We start from the raw sequence: 16,925 nt of genomic DNA on the forward strand, positions 1-16,925 counted from the left end.
CACGAGGAATCGCAGGTGATCAACATGTCGCAGTGCGACGGCGCCGACTTCTGCGAGGAAATCGCCGGAGCCGCCGATACGTCGTTCCACCGTTTCTACGAAGGCGATCCCCCACATCGGCGAGCCTGGTCCACTGCGAACTTCGAGGTCCTGGCGGACATGTCCCCTCTGGTGACGGGCCACCTCCTGCTCCTGCCCCGCAAGCACTACCTGTCGTTCGCCCAGGTGCTCGGCGACCACCCCGGTGAAACGGAAGAGCTGCTGTCCGACATCTCGGACCGCTACCGCCGCACGTTCGGCGAGCCTCTGGTCCTGGAACACGGCTCCGGCACCGACGAGCACACCCACGCCTGCATCACGCACGCCCACCTGCACCTGTTGCCGGCCGATGGAACAGCAGTGGACGAATTGCTGATCCGCGACGAACTGCTGTACGTCGACCTCGAATCGATCACACAGCTCGGCGACGCCCCGTGGCCCGAATCGGCCTACTTCCTCCGCCACCACCTCGGACGCAGTCGCGTCTACATGCCGAACGGGAACCAGCGGCGCCAGTACCTCCGATCGGTCGTCGCGACCACGCTCGACATTCCCGATCCCGAGTGGGATTACGCGGTCGTCGTGCGCAAGGACTGCTTGCGGAGAACCATGGAAATGGTCGAGAGCTGGTCATGACGAGATCCGACGAACCGACCCGGCTGGCGAACGTCATCATGAACCTGTTCCGCGACCAGAGTGTCGCGACCAAGCAGGTGGTGGCCGACGAGGGAAGCACGGTCGATCTCATCGCCGGCGCCGACGCACAGGACGACTGCGCCGTCTTCAGGATGAGCGGCGACCAGGAACTGGTCGTGGGATCCGACTACGTGCGCGGCCCGAAGTTCCGCCTCTACGAAATGGGGCATCTGACCGAGTACGACTTGGGCTACTACCTGGCCGCCGCCAACGTGAGCGACATCGCCGCCATGGGCGCTCATCCCATCGGCCTTCTGTCGGTCGTGCGCTACCCGGCGGACATGAGCGACGAGACCTTCGAAAGCATCATGCAAGGGATCAAAGACGCTTGCCGCAGGTTCCGCTGTCCCAACATCGGTGGTGACATCGGGAGCGCCGAGAGGTTGATCCTGTCCGCGACGGCACTCGGCACGTGCAGGCGTGGAGGCGCGTTGTTCCGGAGCGGGGCAAAGCCGGGCGATCTCGTCTGCGTCACAGCGCCGACCGGTTTCGCCGGAGCGGCGATGGAGTACCTCCGCGCTCAGCGCCCCGATCCGGCCATCGATGAACTCCACCTCGCGACGCTGCTCGCGAGCTGGCGCCGGCCCAGTGCCCGAGTCGACGAAGGCATCGCGCTTGCCGCCTGCGGGCGCGTCACGTCCTGTCAGGACACGTCCGACGGGCTGAAGGCGACCGTCGAGTGCCTTGCCGCGGCCAGTGGCGTCGGAATCACCATCTTCGAGGATTCCGTCCCGCTGCCGGAACCCGTGGCCGCCGTCGCCCACCACCTCCGTCTGGACCCGCTCGGTCTGGTCTTCGGTGACTCCGTCGACTTCGAACTCGCCTTCACCGCGCCGCCCGATGCGGTGGAACAGCTGAGGCAGGAGATGGCACTGCACGCGATAGGCGAGGTCACGGACTCCGGCAGTGCCGTGATGCTCGGATCGAACGGTGAGCTCACCTCACTGCCCGGCAAGGCGTGGCGGCACGTTCCGGACCAAGCCGGCAGGTAGCGCGTGAAGCAAGTGATGGCCGTGGCGCTGGACAGAGCCGCTCTGCTCGTCGCGACGGTAGGACTCGCCGGCAAGGCCTACAACGTTCCCTCGAAGCTGTTCTGGGACTCGCTCCTGCAGGGGCACGGCTACGTACCGCTCGTCCTGCTCGTCGCGGCAGGTGTGTTCGGCGCGCTGACCCCGTTCGAGAGCCACCAGAAACGCTCGGTCCTCGACCGCAACGTCAACATCCGCCGAAGGATCCTCGCCGGCTTCGGGCAGATGCTCGAGATCAGCGGCAACGTCCAGCCGCCGTTGGAGACAGGTGACCTGGCAATGCACGTCTGGCGGCGCAAGCGGACCCTGCGCCACCCCCTGGTCGGGGTGCTGGTGCGGGTGAGCACCTACCGGATGTCCACCTACCCGCTCAACCAGCCGTTCACCCCTCAAAAGGGGGTCGGTGTGGTCGGGATGTGTTGGCAGTCCAACAAGGAGACGTTCTTCGACGCCGCCCCGCTCATCGACGAGCTGACGACCGAGGCCCAGTTCGACGCCCATGTCGAGCAGCACGGTCCTGAGTCGGTGATGAACCTTTCGTGGAGGAAGTTCCGCGCGTTCAACCACCGCACCGCCCTGCTGGCCACGCCGATCCGCGACGGGCGGAGCCGGTTCATCGGGTGCATCAGCGTCGACGCGAGCCACGGCTTCGAGGTGCTCGACTGCCGCGCGGTGCGCGAGGAGATGACCAGGCTCGGCCTGGTGATAGGTCAGGAGGACTTCGAGTGCACGTAGAAGATCCGCAACTGCCACTCATCACCGCGGCTACCCGGCGGGCGTACGACCGGGATGCGTCCGCCTACGCCGACAAGACGGACCGCTTCAGCGACTTCCCGGGTTTGGAGGAAGAACTCGAGAGGTTCCGCGGGAGGGCGCCGAAAGGTCCTGTGCTCGACCTCGGCTGCGGTGCGGGACGTGACACCCGGCATCTCATCTCGGCCGGACATGACGTGATCAGCGGTGATCTGAGTGCCGAGCTCCTCAAGCTGCTCCGAGCCGGACCGTCGTCGAAGCCGGTCCAACTCGATCTGCTGACGCTGCCGTTCCGCGATCGCGTCTTCGCCGGGGTCTGGGCGTCGGGAAGCCTGCTGCACATCCCCGGCTCCGCCTATCCGCGAGCCTTCGGAGAGATCTACCGGGTGCTCGCGGAGGGGGGTGCGACTGCGATCAGCCTGCGCGACGACGACAAGGAGGGGTGGCACCGAGGCGAGCGCATGGACGTTGACCGGTGGTTCACCTGGCGTCGCCCGCACGACGTCGTGCGGGAGCTGATCGCCACGGGATTCGCGTCGGTCGAGTGGGCCTACTGCGGACGGAAGGACTGGTACATCGTCGAAGCGGTCAAGACCTGGGCGCCCAGTCGTCGGGATGGTGAACGCCGGGCAGGATCTGCCTGATGCCGCCGCGCGGGTCCTCGACATCCCCCTCGTACCGCGGGATGAGGTGGATGTGCAGGTGATCGATGGTCCTGCCGGCAGCGGTGCCGTCGTTCACACCGATCGTGTACGCCGCCGGGCCGAAGGCATCGTCGATCTTCTTGCGGGCTTCCTGCATGAGCTCGAACGCTTCGGCGACCTCCGCCGCCGTCAAGTCGAAGAAAGACTCGACGTGTCTGCGCGGCACCACTTCCACATGCCCCCTGGAACTCGGGAAGTTGTCCCGCCGCACGACGAAATTCTCGCTGTACGTCATTATGTCGTTCAGCGAGCTGTCATCCAGGTTGCAGAACAGGCAATCAGCCTGAGCACGCGGCCTGCCTTGATCGCGGTTCGCCTCGACTGACTGCCTCATGACGCCCCTTTTCTCACGTTCCGTCACAGTCACCCCGCTCAGCTCCGCAGCGGACGGCCAACGTAGCGCGACACCCGCACGAATCGATCAGGTGTCCACCGGTCGAGTTCGCTCGTTTTGATCTTGTCTCGGAAAGCACTGGCACGTCAACCTCGTTCGAGGTCATGAAAACGTTACGCTTCGACGTTCACAGGCGGCACCCATTCGGGCAAGTACTTCTTCCAGATCCATGGTCGTGGTGTCGATGACTATTGCGTCGTCGGCGGGAACGAGCGGCGAAACTGCCCTCGACATGTCCGCCTCATCGCGACGGACGACGTCCGCGAGCACCTCCTCGTAGGAGGCTCCCCCCTCTTGGCCCAAGCGTCGGCGCGCCCGCTCCTCGGGACTCGCCGTCAGGTAGAACTTCACCGGCGCAGCGGGGAAGACCACTGTGCCTATGTCCCTACCTTCGACGATGCACCGCCCCTGGTGCCGAGCCCAGAGCCGCACCAGCTCGGTGACCCGCTTGCGCAGCTCGTGGATCCGCGCCACGTCCGACACGGCCACGTTGACCGAGGGAGATCTGAGGTCAGCGCTCCCGTACCGCCCCGAAGTCAGCAAGTCCTGTTCACGGCTCTCGCGGAGGAGCTCATCGCACAGATCCACAACATTCACCGGGTTGTCAGGTGGAAGACCGCGACGTAACGCTTCGAAGGCAATTATTCGGTAGGTTCGCCCGCTTTCGAGATAGCCCAAGCCGAATCGCCTGGACAGCGCCTTGCACGTGGTCGTCTTGCCGGCGGCAGCAGGACCGTCCACCGCCACCACCAGGTGAGGTGACACACCATCGAGCGAATGCTTCCCTTTATGTTCCAGCGAGTGATCCAAGGCCATCAAGTCCATGCACAACATTAGCATGATTCGTTCTTGACAGAAGATGCGCCACACGGTTATTCAAGCCAAGCTGTTGGATGAATTCCATTCAGCCGAGAAAGCCGTTTTGGTCATCTCCCCAGGTCACAGCACGAAAGCTCTCATTCTAGTCGATGTGGAATCAATTCCAATCGGGAAAGCAAGATGACAAATCATTGCCACAAGGCTCGAGAACAACACACGTAATCACTGGCTCGCACGCACCACCCGCCACAGGGGAGCAGCACGCGACGCCGCCTTGATCGACTCACCCACGGGTCGGTGGCCCGACCGACGACAGCTGACCGATGACGAGTCGGCCTCTCACGCCGTCAGCTGTCCACCATGTAATGCACAGCACAACCTTGCTTTCACGGCACCAGGATGCGCGTCCGCTTCCGTGAACACAGAAAAGCCCGGTTGCGTCTCCGCAACCGGGCTTCCTCTCAAGTGCGCTCGGCAGGATTCGAACCTGCAACCTTCTGATCCGTAGTCAGATGCTCTATCCGTTGAGCTACGAGCGCGAGCTATTCAATTGTAACCGATCCTCTAGAGGCTCGGCCTTGCGGAGGCTCCGGGATTTGAACCCGGGATGGGGGGTTACCCCAAACCGCATTAGCAGTGCGGCGCCATAGACCAGACTAGGCGAAGCCTCCCGGGACCATCCTTGGCCACGGGACATAGGTTACACAGGTCCTCAACCGACTTGCAAAACGCCCCCCTCCTAACCCGAAACGTGCTGGTCAGAGCACGTTCAAAGGGCCGGAGAAGGGCGCTGAACGCCTGGTCACCGCGAACGGAGTGACCTAGATCATTCCGAGGCGAGTTCCAGGAAGGGCCTGAGGGACTCCGGATTGCGCAGCGCGCCCCTGCTCACGGCCTTGTCGGGGTCGGCGCCGGCGAGGATCTTCTTGACCGGGACCTCGCACTTCTTGCCGTTCAGGGTCCTCGGGATCTCGGCCACGGCCACGAAGCGGTTCGGGACGTGGCGCGGGGACAGGGACGAGCGGAGTTCGCTGCGCAGCAACGGTTCCACGTCGGCCAGGGAGACGCCGTCCAGGACGACGAAGCACAGCAGCTCGCCCTCGGTGACGCCGGAGGTGTCGATCACGAGGGAGTCGACGACGCCGTCGACGCCTTCCACGACGCGGTAGAACTCCGAGGTGCCCATGCGGACGCCGCCGCGGTTCAGGGTCGAGTCGGAGCGGCCGTAGATCACCGCGGAGCCTCGCGGGGTGATGCGGATCCAGTCGCCGTGGCGCCAAATGCCGGGGTACGTGTCGAAGTACGCGTCGCGCAGCCGGGAGCCGTCCTCGTCGCCCCAGAAGAAGACCGGCATGGACGGCATCGGCTTGGTGATCACGAGTTCGCCGACCTCGTCCTCCAGGGCTCGGCCGGCTTCGTCGTAGGCGTGGACCGAGGCGCCCAGGGCTCGGCAGGAGAGCTCGCCGAGCCAGACCGGGCGGTCCGGGGAGGCGGCCACGAAGGCCGTGCAGAGGTCGGTGCCGCCGGAGACCGAGGCGATCTGGACGTCCTCGCCCACGGCGGAGGCGATCCAGCGGAAGCCTTCCGGGGTCAGGGGTGCGCCGGTCGAGCCGACGACGCGCAGGCCCGTCAGGTCGTAGGTGGACGACGGCTCGAGGCCCTCCTTCAGGCACGACTGGACGTACGGGGCCGAGGTGCCGAAGTAGGTGACGCGGTGCTGTTCTGCCAAGTGCCACAACGCGTTCAGCGACGGGTAGGCCGGGCTGCCGTCGTACAGGACGATGGTGGTGCCGACCATCAGGGCGCCCACCAGGTAGTTCCACATCATCCAGCCGGTGGTGGTGAACCAGAAGAAGCGGTCGCCGGGGCCGAGGTCGCTGTGCAGGCCGAGCATCTTCAGGTGTTCCAGGACGATGCCGCCGTGGCCCTGGACGATGCCCTTGGGCAGGCCCGTGGTGCCGGACGAGTAGAGCACCCACAGCGGGTGGTCGAACGGCACCGGCGTGAACTCCAGCGGAGCGCCCTCGTGTGCGGTCAGCAGCTCGGAGAACGACAGCGTGTCCGGCAGGGTGGCGCCGTTGTCGAGGTAGTCGACCAAGATCGTGGCGCGCAGGCCCGGCAGCTGCGCGCGGATCTCCTCCACGACCGGGCGGCAGTCGAACGACCGTCCGTTGTAGACGTAGCCGGAGACGGCGACGAACACGGCGGGCTCGATCTGGGTGAAGCGGTCGGCCACGGCCCGTGCGCCGAAGTCCGGCGAGCACGACGACCACGTGGCGCCGAGCGAGGCGGCCGCCAGGAAGGCGATCAGGGCCTCGGGGGCGTTCGGGACGAGTGCCACCACCCGATCGCCCCGGGAGACGCCCTGCGCGGCCAATGCGGCCCGGAAAGCGGCCACGCGTGATCGCAGCGCACCGAACGTCAAAGAAGAAGCGACACCGTCTTCGCGATGGAAGATCACGGCGAGGTCGTCGTCGGCGCCACGGCGCAACGCGTGCTCGGCGTAGTTGAGCGTGCTGCCGGGGAACCACCGGGCGCCCGGCATGTCCGCCGAGCCCAGCACGCGCTCGTGGGCCGAGTGGAACTGGACGTCGAAGTACGAAGCCACGGCGCCCCAGAACCCCTCGAGGTCGGAGACGGACCACTCCCACAGCGACTCGTAGTCGGGGAAGTCGTGGCCGCGTTCGGAGCGCAACCACGTCCGGAAGGCGGTCATCCCGTTGTCCCTCGTGGGGTCGGGGCGCCACAGCAGTTCGACGTCGGTGTCGGTCATGCCCCATGTCTAATCGAGGCACAACCGCACGTCCATGTGTGATTGGCGGACTTGCGCGAGCCCGCCGGTGTGGACCTACGCGGCGGCGATCAGCTCGTCGACGGCGGTGGTCAGCCGTGCCGCGTCCGCCGGGGCCAGCACGAGCCAGCCGTCCTGCTTGCGCAGGAGGTACCGGCCCTCCCGCGTGTCGAGCCACGACACCGAACGACCGGTCGGGCGCGGCACGCCGTCGCGGTTGCGGGCGGTCAGGCCGAGCTCTCCGCCGCCGATGCGGGACGTGACGATGCGCATCAGGTTGTGCGCCTCGGGCTCGCGGATGCCGGCGTCGCGCAGGACGTCGAGGAACGCCTGCTTGCCCTCCTGCTCCCCCGCCTTGCCCGCGCGCACGTAGTCGTCCCAGCGGACGTTGACCGAACGGCCGGTCCCCGGCGCGAGGCCCGGCAACGACGACACCGTGGCCGCCGCCAGCGCGTTCGGCCGGAACGGGTAGAGGTGCACCTGGTCGTTCACGCGGGCGGCGAAGGCACCGCCCCAGCCCGCGCAGGCGATGCCGCGGGCCAGTTCGGTCCCCTTGAAGTACGCGATCTCCACCGCGCGGTCGAACTCGCCCAGGCCGCTGACCAGTGCCCTCAGGTCGGGGTCGGGACGCTGGATCGTGCCCAGACGACGAGCGTGCAGCGTCCGGGAGCTCTCCTCGACGAGGCGCTGCCGCGCCGCCCGGGTCGCCCCGACGTGGGGCGTTCCGAGCGGCACGACGCGGTCCTCGCCGTGCACGGCCTGCCACAGCAGGAAGAACTCCTGCGAGCTCACCGTGAACTGGCGTTCGTTCACTGACCGATCACCGGCGGGGCCGCCTTGCGGTCCAGACCGAAGACGTTGTCGTCCTCTTCCAGGTAGCTCGCGGTCTTGTGCTCCCGCGAGTCGTCACGGCCGCCCGCCGCGGGGGCACCGGCGGCCATCGGCGCGCCACCCATCGCGAGCGGGTTCTGGAACGCCTTGGTCTGGCCACCACCGGTCGTGGACGACGCAGCGGCAGCGGCACCGCCGGCACCACCGCGCGGGCCGTCGCTCACGCCGGCCGCGCCACCGCTCGAAGCGGCCGCGCCACCGGCACCGGCGCCACCCGCGGCGCCCTGGTTGCCGGAGCCGGAGCCGAACGGACGGGCCATGCCGCCGCGGAAGCCGCCGGCCCCTCCGGCGCCACCGCGTCCGCCACCGCCACCGCCACCTCCGCCGCCACCGAAGCGCGAGGAGGCGTTCGTGGTGCCGCGGTTCTGGTTCTGCGTCCCGGTCGCGACCGGAGCACCCGTCGCACCGCCCGCGGTGCCGTCCGGCGGCGTTCCCGGCGTGCGGGTGCCACCGATCTCGGGACCGGCCGGCGTCGGGTTGATCGGGTTGACGGGGGGCGTGAACTGCGCGGGCACGGTCTGGTCGACCGCGGCGGAGTTGCGCTGGAACGCCGCCATCACGTCCGCCGCGCGGCGGTGCGAGGCGTCGTTGGCCGCGAGGGCGTCGACGGGGCTGGTGCCGATGGTCTCGAAGCCCGCGAACTCGCCCGGCACCGTGCTCGTACCCGCCACCAGGCGGGGGTCCTTGACGCTCGTGAACCCGTCGACCTGGTCGAAGCGGTCCTGCGGGGTCAGGATCGGCCGCTGGACCACGGCGTCCGTCGGCACCGGCGGCTGGGGGGCCGCGGGAGGCGGTGGCATCGCGGCACGGGCGGCCTCGACGTTGCTGGTCTCGGTCGTGATCGCGACGGACACCTTGGTGGCGTAGTTCGCGGTGTCGTCGACCCAGTTGGTGACCTCGGTCAGGCCGTCACGGGCGAGCCGGGCGGACTCGCTGTCCCAGCCGACCGCGGAGTCCTCGACGGCCTTGAGCAGGCTCGCCCGGACGCCGGCGATGTCCTCGCCGATCTTCTGCCAGTTCGCCGCGGCGGTCTGCGCACCGTCGAGGTTCACCCCGGTGTGCACCATGTTGTAGAGCTGCTCGTGCGTGTACGTCATCCAGTCGACCGGCTCGTGCAGGTCGCTGCGGTCGTACTTGTGGTCGTCGTGGTGGTGGTTCGAGGACCTGTCGTCCCGGTTGCCGTTGCCCTTGTTGTCGTTCGATCCCTGACTCACCAGGACCCCCCGGCGTTCTTCATGGCCTGCTCGGCCTCTTCGTCGGTGTCGCGGATGCTGTCGCGGCTGCGGCGCAGGGCGTCGCCGATGTCGTCGAGGACCTTGAAGAGGTCCAGCAACGCCTTGGCCGCCCCGGAGTCCTCACCGACGGCGAGGTCGGCGAACCGCGCGCTGATCGCCTTGGCGACCGGGTTCTCCCCCAGCTGCAGCGGTGTGGCCAACTGGTCCGTCGTGCGCTTCCACAGGTCCATCACCTGGTCGCGCGCGGTGTCGACGGCCTTGATCAACGCGTCCGCGGACTCGACGTCGAGCGTCAGCTTGCCGTCGTCGGCGGCCTGGTCGAGCTTGGCCGCCGCGTTGCTGGCCTCCGCCTTGTCCACCAGCATCTGCTGCTGGAGGGCGGGTTTCGCCGCTGCCAGCTGCTCGGCGGTGATCGGCGCGGTGACCGACGTCGAGACGTCCGGGGTCACCGGCGGTGCTTCCGCGGCGGTGGGCCCGGTGGTCGTCGTCGTGCCGGTCGTGCCAGTCGTCGTACCAGTCGTCGTACCCGTGGTGGTGCCTGTCCCAGTGCCTTCAGCCATCCCTCACAACCCCCTGCACTGCATAACTCGTCACCGCAGCACTGGGCGTTACGCAGCGCTACACCCAGTCAGCCGTCCGAAGCACTCCTTAGATGTACCTGGACGACGGTTCGGTTCCAATCCGCCGGAAAGACTCTTACCTCATGTGAGCGTCGAACCAGTTCAACGCACGAGACCACGCTTCGTCACTCGAAACGTTGAAACGCACCAGATCTGACGCGGTTTCCGAGCTGATCACAGCATCACGAAGCTTGCTCACTTCTTCCGAGTCCTCGTCGCGGAAGATCCCGAGCCACGGGCACGACAGGTCCGCGGCGACGTCGACCAGCGCGGGCAGCCCGTCGGAGAGCGGTTCGAGGATGCCGGGGGCCTGCACGGTGACGGCCGCGCCGATGGTGCGGCTCGCGGCGACCACCATCGCGACGGTGCCGCCGATGTCGAAGCCGACGACGCCCATCCGGTCGGCGCTCACGCCCTGCTGGCCCAGCCAGACGAACGCCACGTCGGTGTCCGCGAGCAACCGGTCGCCGTTGAGCTTGCTGACCCGGTCCTTGATGTCGGCACCGTGCACGCGGTCCTCGTCGTAGAGGTGCGGCGCGATCGCGAGCCAGCCCTCCTCGGCGAGGCTGCTGACCAGCGTGCGCACCCCCGTCGTGATGCCGCGGGCCTCGTGCAGCACCACGAGCCCGCCCCGCACCGCGGAGTCGGGCTCGGCGATCGTCACCCGCAGCTCACGGCCGTCGGTGAGGGAAAGCGTCTCGATGCGGGTAGTGGTCATGATTCCCAGCCTTCCACGCCGGGGTGAACTCCAGTCAACGTGACCAATCGGACGGAGCAATGCGAGGATCGGGCGTATGACCGTGCGAACCCGTGCTGACCTGGCGTCCCTGCCGTCCTACGTGCCCGGCAGGACCATCCCCGGCGCCATCAAGCTCGCGAGCAACGAGGTGTCCGCCGGACCGCTGCCGAGCGTCGTCAAAGCGATCGCCGACGCGGCCACCGGCATCAACCGGTACCCCGACTCGGGGAGCACCGAACTCACCGCCCGCCTCTCCGACAAGCTCGGCGTGCCGGCGGACCACCTGGCGCTCGGCTGCGGCTCGGTGACCCTGTGCCAGCAGCTCGTCCAGGCCACCTGCACCGAGAACGACGAGGTGCTGTTCGCGTGGAGGTCCTTCGAGGCCTATCCGATCGTCACGCACGTGGCGGGCGCGCGGCAGATCCGCGTGCCGTTGAACTCGGAGCACACGCACGACCTCGACGCGATGCTGGCGGCAATCACGCCGAACACGCGGATGGTCTTCGTCTGCAACCCGAACAACCCGACCGGCACCGCGCTGCGCACCGACGAGATCGAGTCGTTCATCGCGCGCGTGCCCCGGGACGTCCTCGTGGTGCTCGACGAGGCCTACAAGGAGTTCGTCGACGACGCCCACGTCCCCGACGGCGTCGAGCTCGCGAAGCAGCAGTGGGCCGCGGGCCACAACAACGTGGCGGTGCTGCGGACGTTCTCCAAGGCGTACGGCCTCGCGGGCCTGCGGATCGGCTACGCGGTCGCGCCGCCGGTCGTCGCGGACGTGCTGCGCAAGGTCTACGTGCCGTTCTCGGTGAACGCCCTCGCGCAGGTGGCCGCCATTGCCTCGCTGGACGCCGAGGACGAGCTGATGGTCCGCTGCCGCGCGATCGTCGCGGAACGCATCCGCGTGCGCGGCGAGCTGCTGGCCATGGGCTACGACGTGCCGGAGACCCAGGCGAACTTCGTGTGGCTGCCGCTGGGCGAGCGCACGGGCGCGTTCAACGAGCACTGCCTGGAGCACAAGGTCGTGGTGCGCGCGTTCGTGGGCGAGGGCGCCCGCGTGACGATCGGTGAGCCGGAGGAGAACGACGCCTTCCTGGCCGCCGCCCGCGCGTTCACGGTCTGAGCGGCTACTTCACGAGCAGCTGGACGATCGCCGCGACTCCCACCACCACGATGACGCCGCGCAGCACGGCGGGTGGGAGTTTGCGGCCGATCTTGGCCCCGATCTGGCCACCGACGACCGAGCCGACGGCCAGCAGCAGCACGGCCAGCCACGCCACGTCCGCGATGAAGATGAACATCACGCCCGCGACGAGGTTCACGAACGCGGTGAGCACGTTCTTCAGGGCGTTGAGCCGCTGCAGGTGCTCGCTGACGAGCACGCCCATCAGCCCCATGACCAGCACGCCCTGGGCGGCGCCGAAGTAGCCGCCGTAGATGCCGGCCGCGAACACGCCGAACCACAGCAGCACGCCGCCGTCGTTGTCGTTGCGCCGGTGGGAGAGCTTGCGGTTGAGCCACGGCTGGACCACCACGAGGACCAGCGCGATCACGATCAGCACGGGCACGATCGCGGTGAAGGCCTCGTCCGGCAACGTGACGAGCAGGATCGCGCCGACGACGCCACCCAGGATCGACGCGGGCAGCAACCGCTTGACCCGGTCCGCCTGCCCCTTGAGCTCCTCGCGGTAGCCCCACGCCCCGGACAGCGAGCCGGGCACGAGGCCGAGGCTGTTGGACACGTTCGCGACCACGGGCGGGTACCCGACGGCGAGCAACACGGGGAACGTCACCAGCGTGCCGCTGCCGACGACGGTGTTGATGCCGCCGGCGAACACACCCGCGATGACCACCGCGATCGCTTCCCAGACCGTCATGCCACCCCCGTTACCCGATGGTTCGCGACGCTAACACTCCGTTCGGACCAGCGAGGTGTGGCGCTGCTGACAGCGGGACCGGTGCCGGTCAGGCCGTCCTGGAACGCCGGCCGAGCACGCCGGCGCCGAGGCCGAAGGCCACGAGCAGCGCACCGACGAGGCCGAGGCCGAGCACGGAGGCGCCGGTCCTGGCGAGCGCGCCACCTCCCCGGTGACCGCCGGTGTCCCCGGTGCCCGGCGGTGCGGGAGGTGACCCCGGCACCACGAAGACCAGGTGGAAGGCGTCGCCTTCGGGGGAGGCCCTGACCTCGCCGGTGTAGCCGCCCTCGAACCGCCACGGTCCGTCGACCTGCAGCCAGTAGGTGCCGGCGGGCGCCCGGTCGTAGACCAGGACCCCCTCGGCGTTCGTGACGGCCTCCGCGACGACGCCGCCGTACTCGGGCTCGGTCATCAGCCGGACCCGGACGCCGCGGAGCAGTTCGCCGGGATCCGCCCGGAAGTCGCGGTCCTCGTCGTGCGCGAGCTGCGCCCGCACCGTGCCGGTGCCACCGGGAACGCTCGCCCAGTCGTAGCCGACGACGACGTCCTCGTTCCACCTCACCCACGGCGCGAACCCGCAGTGCACGACCACCTTGCTGGTCCTGCGCGCTTCCTCGGGCACCTTCTCGGAGACGACGACGGTCTTCGTCTCGCCGGCGGCGAGCGTCAGACCGGGTTCGTGCAGTTCGCCCCAGTTCGCGTTCACCGGCCAGCTGTTCTCGTCCCTCGCGCAGCCGGCCTGGACGTCGGTCAGCGCGTAGGAGGCCTTGTTGGTCAGCGTGACGGTGATCCGGACGTCGTCGCCGACGGCGTAGACCGGCCTGTCGAGCACGGTCGTCACCTTGAGCGCCTCGGTGTACGGGCGCTCCGCGCGTGCGGTGAGGCGTCCCGGTGTCCCCGGGAGCACGCGGACCTGCGGCTCACCGCTCTCGCGGTGCACGACCCAGCCGCCGTCGAGCGCGTAACCGGCGGTGTAGTCGCCGGAGGGGACGTTCTCGAACTCGTAGCGCCCCTCGGCGTCGGTCTCCGTCTTGAAGGACCCGTGGGGCGTGCCGCCGCTGATCTCCACGACGACGCCCCCAGCGGCCTCACCCGGGTCCTGCTGCCGGTTGTGGTTCCGGTCGACGTGGACGACGCCGGTCAGGTCCCCGTAGGTCTGCACGACCTCCGCGCTCGCGCTGACGTGCCTCGGCTGGTCGTTCGGCATGCCGCTGTAGCCGAAGTACAGCCACAGCCGCAGCTTGCCGCCGGTGAAGTGGCGGATCCCGCCCGACAGGCTGAACGTGCGGGACTCCCCGCCCGCGATGCGCACGCCGGGGCCGTGCCGGTCCGCGTCACCCCACTGCTCGTCGGCGATCTCCACGTCGTAGGTGCCGTTGTCGACCCGGAACTGTTCCGCGGCCTTTCCACCGGTGTTCGTCACGACCAGTTCCGCGCGCACGGTCTCGTGCGACTCGTAGCGCGGCTTGTCGAACTTCACCTCGTACTTCAGCGAGGCGGGCTTGAGGCCGCGGGACTCGGGCACGGCGAGCACCCGCGTGGGGTCGACGCCGCCGGTCACCTGCTTCTCGACGTGCAGCCGCACGCCGTCGCGGTTCCACGCGGCGTTCGGCGCGAACTCGCAGTCCAGAGTGAACTTCCCGGCTTTGACGGCCTCTTGCGGGATCTTCGCCGTGCTCTCGACCGTGCGCCGCTCCCCGGCCGCGAGCGTCTGGCCGGCCGCGTCGAACTCGAAGGCGAGCGCGTTGCCGGCCTTCGCGCGATCACACACGGCCTGGATGCCGTCGATCCTCCGGCCGGTGGTGTTGGTGAGCTCCACCGCGACGGTCGCGGACGCCGGGTGCTCGTAGCTGTCGCGGTCGAGGGTGGCGGTCGCCTTGAGCTGCTCCGAGTACGGCCGCTCCGCCCGCACTGCCACCTCCGCGGTGACGCCATCGGTGACCGAGATCCTGTCCGGTCCCCCGGCGTGGACGTGGTGCACGACCCAGCCGTCCGGCAGCTCGTAGGACGGGACGTAGTTGCCCGGGGCGAGGTTCGTGAAGGAGAACCGGCCGTCCGCGTCGGTGGTCGTCTTCTTCCGGGCGACGGTGACCACGCCGTCCTCGACCGCCTCGCCGGGGTCCTGCTGCCCGTTGCCGTTCTTGTCGGCGTAGACGACACCGGAGACGCTGGGCTCGGCGCTTGGTGGCGTTGGACCGTCCTGAGCGAACGCCGTGACGCCCGCCGTGCTGAACGACAGCCCGGCGACGATGGCCACAGCGCCGCACTTGAGCACGGCAAGGCACGACCTGCTGGACAACGGTTCCCCCCGGTGACTTGATCGTCCGCCGGGTGCCCCCGCACGCCTCCGCCGGACGTTCGGAAAGTACCGCGAACGGACTTCTCCCCGAAGCTTTTTTCGGCGATTCAAGGGGTCTGGTCTCCGGGTTTGCGTCATTCCGATGACATTTCAAGATTTTCTCCCAGGTGGGGCAACCGACCTCGCGGGAAAAGCGTGAGCACAGCGAGGGACGGGTGTGTCCGCGGCCTGGCATGCTGGTCGGCGTGACACCGGAGGACCTAGCGCACCTGCGCCGGGCACGTGACCTGATGGACCGCGAGTACGCGAGTCCGTTGGACGTGCCCGCGATGGCTCGTGCCGCCCTCATGTCGCCGTCGCACTTCTCGCGCCAATTCCGCACGGCATACGGCGAAACCCCGTACGGCTACCTCATGACGAGGCGCATCGAGCGCGCCAAAGCGTTGCTGCGCCTGGGAACGCTGTCCGTGACCGAGGTGTGCGTCGAGGTCGGCTGCACCTCGCTCGGCTCGTTCTCCGCCCGGTTCACCGAACTGGTCGGCGAGACCCCGTCCGCCTACCGCGCACGGGCGCACGACGCGCTCGCCGTCGTGCCGGGATGCCAGTTGAAGGGCCTGACGCGACCGAGCAGGTTTCGAGAAGCGACGCGCGCACGTTCTACCTAGGGTTTCGTCCCATGAAGCTCTCGCACACCTTCCTCTTCGTCCACGACCAGGACGCGGCCCTGGAGTTCTACCGCGACGTCCTCGGCCTCGAAGTCCGCACCGACGAGACCATCGAGAACGACTACCGCTGGCTCACCGTGGGCCCCGCCGAGCAGCCGGAGGTCGAGATCGGCCTGTCGCGCATCGGCCCGCCCGTCCCGCCGACCGACCACGAAGCGCTGGAAGCGTTGCTGGCCAAGGGGTCGCTGCTCGGCATCATCTTCGAGGTGCCCGACGTCGACGCGAAGTTCGACCAGGTCCGCGCGGCCGGCGCCGAAGTCATGCAGGAGCCGATCGACCAGTACTACGGCGTCCGCGACTGCGCGTTCCGCGACCCGTCCGGCAACATGATCCGCTTTTCTTCGCCACGCAAGTAAATCGCTTCCGCTTTCCGCGCGCCATGTGCTTCAGTGGTGCCTCCAGGCGCACTCAGAGACAAGGTCGATGCCATGGGCAGCCCCGGACACACCGGGTGCCTTCGCAGTACCCGGTGACCCTCGCGTTCTTTTCCCGCGATCACCAGGAGCACCACCTTGACTTGGTACACCTCTTTCTTCACCGATCTCGCCAACACCTTCTGGCGTGGCGCCGTCCACCCGTCGCAGACCACAGCGGAGATCGACTTCGCAACCGGTCTCACCGACGGCCGGCGCGTGCTGGACGCACCGTGCGGCAGCGGCAGGCACAGCATCGAACTGGCCAGCCGCGGCTACACGGTCACCGGCATCGACATCTCGGCCGAAGCCATCGCCCACGCCCGAACGCTCGCTCCCGCACTGGACTGGCGCCAAGGCGACGTGGCGGCGCTGGGCTCGTTCGGCGTGACAGCCGACCTGGCCCTGTGCATGGGCAACAGCTTCGGCTACCTCGACCACGAGGGCTCACGGCGGTTCCTGCGCGACCTGGCCACCGCCGCACCACTGCTCGTCATCGACTACAGCTGCGCGGCCGAGTCGCTGCTGCCCTCGCTCCCCGGCGAGATCCGCATGTCGGCGGGCGGCATCGACATGGTCGCCGTGAACACCTACGACGTGGCCACGGGCCGGTTGCTGATCGACTTCACCTTCACCGACGGCGAGCGGACGCAGCGGTCGACCTGCGTGCAGCACGTCTACACGGCCGGTGAGCTGACCCGGATGCTCGTCGAGGCCGGGTTCTCGTCGGTCGAGCTGCACGGGGGCGTGGCGGGCGAGGCGTTCTCGGTGGGCAGCCACCGGTTGCTGGCGGTGGCGCGCCGCTGACGCGGACGGGGCTGTGGAGGACGACCTCCACAGCCCCGTCCGGCTTGCGGAAGCGG

At 68.4% G+C, this 16,925-nt stretch carries 17 protein-coding genes and 2 tRNA genes; 8 read left to right on the plus strand and 11 right to left on the minus strand.

What is annotated here, in order from left to right:
* Nucleotides 1-15 precede the first annotated feature (15 nt).
* The 4 genes from BLQ91_RS16495 to BLQ91_RS16505 are packed head-to-tail and all read left to right on the plus strand — an operon-like array spanning nt 16 to nt 3,160.
* On the plus strand, nt 16-675 hold the full coding sequence (locus BLQ91_RS16495; RefSeq protein WP_090097682.1) for an HIT family protein: 660 nt from the start codon (nt 16-18) through the stop codon (nt 673-675).
* Entirely contained in the window at nt 672-1,727 is a 1,056-nt protein-coding gene (gene thiL / locus BLQ91_RS16500) for a thiamine-phosphate kinase (protein ID WP_245733479.1), read from the plus strand. Before BLQ91_RS16495 ends, thiL begins: the two co-directional genes overlap by 4 nt.
* Before the next feature lie 3 nt (nt 1,728-1,730).
* The gene (locus BLQ91_RS41355) at nt 1,731-2,498 is read left to right on the plus strand and encodes a hypothetical protein (RefSeq protein WP_176959775.1); all 768 of its coding nucleotides are present in this window, start codon (nt 1,731-1,733) and stop codon (nt 2,496-2,498) included.
* Nucleotides 2,489-3,160, plus strand: coding sequence for a class I SAM-dependent methyltransferase (locus BLQ91_RS16505; protein ID WP_176959776.1), 672 nt, complete (start codon nt 2,489-2,491; stop codon nt 3,158-3,160). The genes BLQ91_RS41355 and BLQ91_RS16505 overlap by 10 nt, the downstream gene beginning before the upstream one ends.
* On the opposite strand, the gene BLQ91_RS16510 is transcribed toward BLQ91_RS16505, so the two are convergent.
* The 9 genes from BLQ91_RS16510 to BLQ91_RS16550 form a co-directional block, all read right to left on the minus strand.
* Nucleotides 3,105-3,554 carry an HIT family protein gene (locus BLQ91_RS16510; RefSeq protein WP_090097684.1) on the minus strand — a complete coding sequence of 150 codons (450 nt, stop codon included), beginning with the start codon at nt 3,552-3,554 and terminating at the stop codon, nt 3,105-3,107. The genes BLQ91_RS16505 and BLQ91_RS16510 overlap by 56 nt on opposite strands.
* 162 nt (nt 3,555-3,716) lie before the next feature.
* Entirely contained in the window at nt 3,717-4,439 is a 723-nt protein-coding gene (cmk, locus tag BLQ91_RS16515; protein WP_176959777.1) for a (d)CMP kinase, read from the minus strand.
* A 460-nt stretch (nt 4,440-4,899) separates the two neighbouring features.
* A tRNA-Arg gene (locus tag BLQ91_RS16520) sits at nt 4,900-4,972 on the minus strand.
* Nucleotides 4,973-5,014: 42 nt separating this feature from the next.
* Nucleotides 5,015-5,104: transfer RNA gene (locus BLQ91_RS16525), tRNA-Ser, on the minus strand.
* Between the two features lie 155 nt (nt 5,105-5,259).
* Nucleotides 5,260-7,206: an acetoacetate--CoA ligase gene (locus tag BLQ91_RS16530; RefSeq protein ID WP_090097686.1), complete on the minus strand. Its 1,947-nt coding sequence runs from the start codon at nt 7,204-7,206 to the stop codon at nt 5,260-5,262.
* Nucleotides 7,207-7,281: 75 nt separating this feature from the next.
* Nucleotides 7,282-8,037 (minus strand): ESX secretion-associated protein EspG, encoded by a 756-nt coding sequence (locus BLQ91_RS16535; RefSeq protein ID WP_090097687.1) that lies wholly within the window; start codon nt 8,035-8,037, stop codon nt 7,282-7,284.
* Entirely contained in the window at nt 8,034-9,329 is a 1,296-nt protein-coding gene (locus tag BLQ91_RS16540) for a PPE domain-containing protein (protein ID WP_090097688.1), read from the minus strand. The genes BLQ91_RS16535 and BLQ91_RS16540 overlap by 4 nt, the downstream gene beginning before the upstream one ends.
* Complete coding sequence (locus tag BLQ91_RS16545) at nt 9,326-9,910, minus strand: hypothetical protein (RefSeq protein WP_090097689.1); 585 nt, start codon at nt 9,908-9,910, stop codon at nt 9,326-9,328. Before BLQ91_RS16545 ends, BLQ91_RS16540 begins: the two co-directional genes overlap by 4 nt.
* Nucleotides 9,911-10,046: 136 nt before the next feature.
* Nucleotides 10,047-10,688: a dienelactone hydrolase family protein gene (locus BLQ91_RS16550; protein ID WP_090097690.1), complete on the minus strand. Its 642-nt coding sequence runs from the start codon at nt 10,686-10,688 to the stop codon at nt 10,047-10,049.
* A 76-nt stretch (nt 10,689-10,764) separates the two neighbouring features.
* Between BLQ91_RS16550 and hisC the strand changes: the two genes are divergently transcribed.
* The gene (gene hisC / locus BLQ91_RS16555; protein ID WP_090097691.1) at nt 10,765-11,832 is read left to right on the plus strand and encodes a histidinol-phosphate transaminase; all 1,068 of its coding nucleotides are present in this window, start codon (nt 10,765-10,767) and stop codon (nt 11,830-11,832) included.
* A gap of 4 nt (nt 11,833-11,836) precedes the next feature.
* Here hisC and BLQ91_RS16560 read toward each other — a convergent pair whose 3' ends face one another.
* Together BLQ91_RS16560 and BLQ91_RS16565 are read right to left on the minus strand one after the other, a co-directional pair.
* Nucleotides 11,837-12,586, minus strand: coding sequence for a sulfite exporter TauE/SafE family protein (locus BLQ91_RS16560; protein ID WP_090097692.1), 750 nt, complete (start codon nt 12,584-12,586; stop codon nt 11,837-11,839).
* 88 nt (nt 12,587-12,674) lie between these two features.
* Nucleotides 12,675-14,882, minus strand: a complete 2,208-nt coding sequence (locus BLQ91_RS16565) for an SdrD B-like domain-containing protein (protein ID WP_176959778.1) — start codon at nt 14,880-14,882, stop codon at nt 12,675-12,677.
* 275 nt (nt 14,883-15,157) lie between these two features.
* Between BLQ91_RS16565 and BLQ91_RS16570 the strand changes: the two genes are divergently transcribed.
* From BLQ91_RS16570 to BLQ91_RS16580, 3 genes are all read left to right on the plus strand, one after another.
* Nucleotides 15,158-15,589, plus strand: a complete 432-nt coding sequence (locus BLQ91_RS16570) for a helix-turn-helix transcriptional regulator (RefSeq protein ID WP_218130283.1) — start codon at nt 15,158-15,160, stop codon at nt 15,587-15,589.
* Nucleotides 15,590-15,600: 11 nt separating this feature from the next.
* Nucleotides 15,601-16,005: a VOC family protein gene (locus tag BLQ91_RS16575; protein WP_090097694.1), complete on the plus strand. Its 405-nt coding sequence runs from the start codon at nt 15,601-15,603 to the stop codon at nt 16,003-16,005.
* 156 nt (nt 16,006-16,161) lie between these two features.
* Entirely contained in the window at nt 16,162-16,869 is a 708-nt protein-coding gene (locus tag BLQ91_RS16580; protein WP_245733481.1) for a class I SAM-dependent methyltransferase, read from the plus strand.
* Nucleotides 16,870-16,925 lie beyond the last annotated feature (56 nt).

Source organism: Lentzea jiangxiensis, from assembly GCF_900104175.1.
Taxonomy (GTDB): Bacteria; Actinomycetota; Actinomycetes; order Mycobacteriales; family Pseudonocardiaceae; genus Lentzea; species Lentzea jiangxiensis.

Coding starts and splice junctions, on each gene's coding strand:
- BLQ91_RS16510 (WP_090097684.1), bottom strand. CDS start 3,554: ATGAGGCAGTCAGTCGAGGCGAACCGCGATCAAGGCAGGCCGCGTGCT.
- hisC (WP_090097691.1), top strand. CDS start 10,765: ATGACCGTGCGAACCCGTGCTGACCTGGCGTCCCTGCCGTCCTACGTG.
- cmk (WP_176959777.1), bottom strand. CDS start 4,439: ATGGACTTGATGGCCTTGGATCACTCGCTGGAACATAAAGGGAAGCAT.
- BLQ91_RS16530 (WP_090097686.1), bottom strand. CDS start 7,206: ATGACCGACACCGACGTCGAACTGCTGTGGCGCCCCGACCCCACGAGG.
- thiL (WP_245733479.1), top strand. CDS start 672: ATGACGAGATCCGACGAACCGACCCGGCTGGCGAACGTCATCATGAAC.
- BLQ91_RS16560 (WP_090097692.1), bottom strand. CDS start 12,586: ATGACGGTCTGGGAAGCGATCGCGGTGGTCATCGCGGGTGTGTTCGCC.
- BLQ91_RS16550 (WP_090097690.1), bottom strand. CDS start 10,688: ATGACCACTACCCGCATCGAGACGCTTTCCCTCACCGACGGCCGTGAG.
- BLQ91_RS16545 (WP_090097689.1), bottom strand. CDS start 9,910: ATGGCTGAAGGCACTGGGACAGGCACCACCACGGGTACGACGACTGGT.
- BLQ91_RS16575 (WP_090097694.1), top strand. CDS start 15,601: ATGAAGCTCTCGCACACCTTCCTCTTCGTCCACGACCAGGACGCGGCC.
- BLQ91_RS16570 (WP_218130283.1), top strand. CDS start 15,158: ATGCTGGTCGGCGTGACACCGGAGGACCTAGCGCACCTGCGCCGGGCA.